Origin of the sequence: Tepidibacillus decaturensis, from assembly GCF_001561915.1 — a bacterium.
Classification (GTDB): Bacteria; Bacillota; Bacilli; order Tepidibacillales; family Tepidibacillaceae; genus Tepidibacillus_B; species Tepidibacillus_B infernus.
Genome location: NZ_LSKU01000001.1, coordinates 2,068,675 through 2,071,486, shown reverse-complemented (window position 1 = coordinate 2,071,486; position 2,812 = coordinate 2,068,675). Strand labels below are relative to the sequence as shown.

4 protein-coding genes are annotated in these 2,812 nt (G+C 37.5%); 2 read left to right on the top strand and 2 right to left on the bottom strand.

Annotated elements, in window-relative coordinates; all coding sequences use genetic code 11:
- The first annotated feature begins 103 nt into the window (after positions 1 to 103).
- Both U473_RS09830 and U473_RS09825 read left to right on the top strand, forming a co-directional pair.
- Complete coding sequence (locus U473_RS09830; protein ID WP_068725843.1) at positions 104 to 868, top strand: SDR family NAD(P)-dependent oxidoreductase; 765 nt, start codon at positions 104 to 106, stop codon at positions 866 to 868.
- A 12-nt stretch (positions 869 to 880) separates the two neighbouring features.
- Positions 881 to 1,489 (top strand): TetR/AcrR family transcriptional regulator, encoded by a 609-nt coding sequence (locus U473_RS09825; RefSeq protein WP_068725841.1) that lies wholly within the window; start codon positions 881 to 883, stop codon positions 1,487 to 1,489.
- A gap of 106 nt (positions 1,490 to 1,595) precedes the next feature.
- Here the strand turns inward: U473_RS09825 and U473_RS09820 are convergent, their stop codons facing one another.
- Both U473_RS09820 and U473_RS14810 read right to left on the bottom strand, forming a co-directional pair.
- Positions 1,596 to 2,474: a 1,4-dihydroxy-2-naphthoate polyprenyltransferase gene (locus U473_RS09820; RefSeq protein WP_201024183.1), complete on the bottom strand. Its 879-nt coding sequence runs from the start codon at positions 2,472 to 2,474 to the stop codon at positions 1,596 to 1,598.
- 110 nt (positions 2,475 to 2,584) lie between these two features.
- Positions 2,585 to 2,752: a hypothetical protein gene (locus U473_RS14810; protein WP_161937322.1), complete on the bottom strand. Its 168-nt coding sequence runs from the start codon at positions 2,750 to 2,752 to the stop codon at positions 2,585 to 2,587.
- Between the last annotated feature and the right edge of the window lie 60 nt (positions 2,753 to 2,812).

Here is a 2,812-nt window from a genome sequence, read left to right as displayed (position 1 = left end):
GGGCCAGCCTCCTACCCGATTTCGCACACCTTGGGATATAATGGAGGAAGATTATTATTTAAGTAAAATACTAAATTTAAATAGAAAATAGGAGATGACGTAAATGGACCTCTTTCGTTTAGATGGCAAAGTAGCTGTTGTAACAGGATCGGGAAAAGGGATTGGTAAGGCGATGGCCTTAGGACTAGCTGAAGCAGGAGCTGATTTAGTGATAGTCGCACGAACAGAAGAAGATATTCAGCAAACGGTTTTAGAAGTTGAACAAAAAGGGCGAAAAGCGATTGGAATCTCAACAGATGTAAAGAAAAAAGAAGAGATTGAGAAAATGGTTGCTAAAACGCTAGATACCTTTGGTAAAATTGATGTGTTAGTCAATAATGCAGGGATGAATATTCGTACACCTGCCTTAGATGTTCCTGAGGAAGAATGGGAACTGATCATTCAAACGAATATGAAATCTGTATTTCTTGCTAGCCAAGCAGTAGGTAAACATATGGTTGAACAAAAAAGTGGGTCAATCATCAATATTAGCTCAGTGGCAGGCCAAGTAGCTTTACGAACAGGAGTAGCCTATGCGGCAACAAAAGCCGGAATTATTCAAATGACCAAAACGTTGGCTCTTGAATGGGGGAAACATGATGTTCGTGTGAATGCAATTGCACCGTGGTATTTTAGAACCCCATTAACTGAAAAACTTTTAAATAATGAAGATTATTATAATGAAATTATCAGTAGAACACCTCTAAGACGTGTAGGAGATGTGAAAGAGCTTGTTGGGCCAGCCGTTTTTCTAGCATCTGAAGCCTCTAGCTATGTGACAGGCCATACGATCTTTGTTGATGGTGGAATGAGCATTTACGGTTTTTAGGGGAGAGACAACGTGGCATACCAAAAAACAGAAAAAGTAAAAAAGAAAATTGAAAATAAGAAAGAATCGATTATTAAAGTAGCTAAAGAAGTATTGGCCAATGAAAGTTATAGTGCAATTTCGATAAAATCGATTGCGAAGAAAGCAGGAATTGCAACAGGAACATTTTATCTCTACTTTTCTAACAAAGAAAAATTAGTAGAAACGATTGTGGATGAGATGTATGCCAAGCTTTTAGACTCAATTAAAAAAGAAAGAGCAAAGCATGAACAAGTCATTGATAAATTACAAGCTTCTATGGAAGCAACGATTCGCCTTTTTGCGAAGGAACAACATTTAGCAAAAATCCTATTAGTTCAGATTCCTAGTTTTAATCATGCTTTTAACCGTAAACTAGATGAGATTGAAAAAGAGCTGATCAAATTAACTTTAGCAGATCTAAAAGAATTAACAGATCAGGGCATGCTTCCTAAGCAAGATATTCAGATTAGCGCGATGGCCTTTGTGGGAAGCTTTCGTCAGGTCATGATTAGTTGGCTAAGAGAGGGAGAACCCAAAAATATCGAAGAGGCCTATCAAACCTTGATTCAATATAATTTAAGGGGACTCGGTAAATCGTGATAAACGAATACCTAGTCCCCTTTTTAAAATGTTAAAGGAAGTATCGCTTTCTTCCCCTTTAAGAAATACACGGACAACCGAGTGCGTTAGAATATACAAACTCATCTTAACCTAATAGATATCCAATGGAAAACAAAATCCCATAAAGCAATTCTAATTTGCCTGTTCCTGCTAACGTTTCATTTAAAGCAGTACCCTTCTTGTGCAGTATATCTTTCACAAGGGAGAAGCACAACGGTAGGGAAAGTAAAACGAGTAGAATCCAATAGGTTACTAGTCCTGATAACCACATGATAACAGGAACAACATAAGTTAAGCCTAGTAAGAGAAAATAGTAAAGCTGTGTTCTTTTTTTACCAAAGCGTACAGCCAATGTTTTTTTCCCTGCAACCCGATCTTGTTCAATATCACGAAAGTTATTCACAACAAGAATGGCTGTGGCTAATAATCCAATAGGGATAGAAGCCCAATAAATTTGTGGGCTAATCGTTCCAGCCTGAATATAATAGGTTCCTCCAACTGCAACAAAACCAAAGAAAATAAAGACAAAGATATCAGCAGATCCATTATAGGATAAAGGATATGGACCACCTGTATAGGCGTATCCAAAAAGAATGGATAAAAGACCAATCACAAAGATAGGCCAACCCCCAATGATTAAAATATAAATTCCCACTAAAACAGCAAGACCAAATACAATCCATGTGCCCATAATTACTTCTTTCGGGCTTAAAAGGCCTGACTGTGTGACTCGAACTGGACCTACGCGCTCTTCTGTATCCGTCCCTTTTTTAAAATCAAAATAATCATTAACAAAATTAGTTCCAATTTGAATTAATAAAGCACCAACTAAGGCCGCTAACGCTGGCCAAAACTGAAAGACCCCATCTTTTAATGCAATCAAGGTTGCAACCAGAACGGGTGCAGCTGCTGCAGGTAAGGTTTTAGGTCTTGAGGCTAAAATCCATGCTTGCGTTTTATTCAATCTGACCACCTACATCTATGAAATATGATAACAAAATTTATTATAGACGATTTTGTCTAAGAGTTTAAGTAATTACACGATCATATCGATAAGAAAAAGAATTTCATAGATTAAGATTTAGATCTTTTAAAATAGTAGCCAACTCCAATCCAAAACGCTCCACCGAGAATCGTTAGGATCGCTCCACCAAGGCCAAAGGTTTGATAAACAAAAATACTAGAGAGAAGGGCAACACTAGCCACAACCACGCTAGAGAAAAAAGCAGCATCTTTATTCATAGAGAATTCCTCCTATAAAAAAGTTACCGTATCCTGTCATTGTGAACTACCCGCCACCTA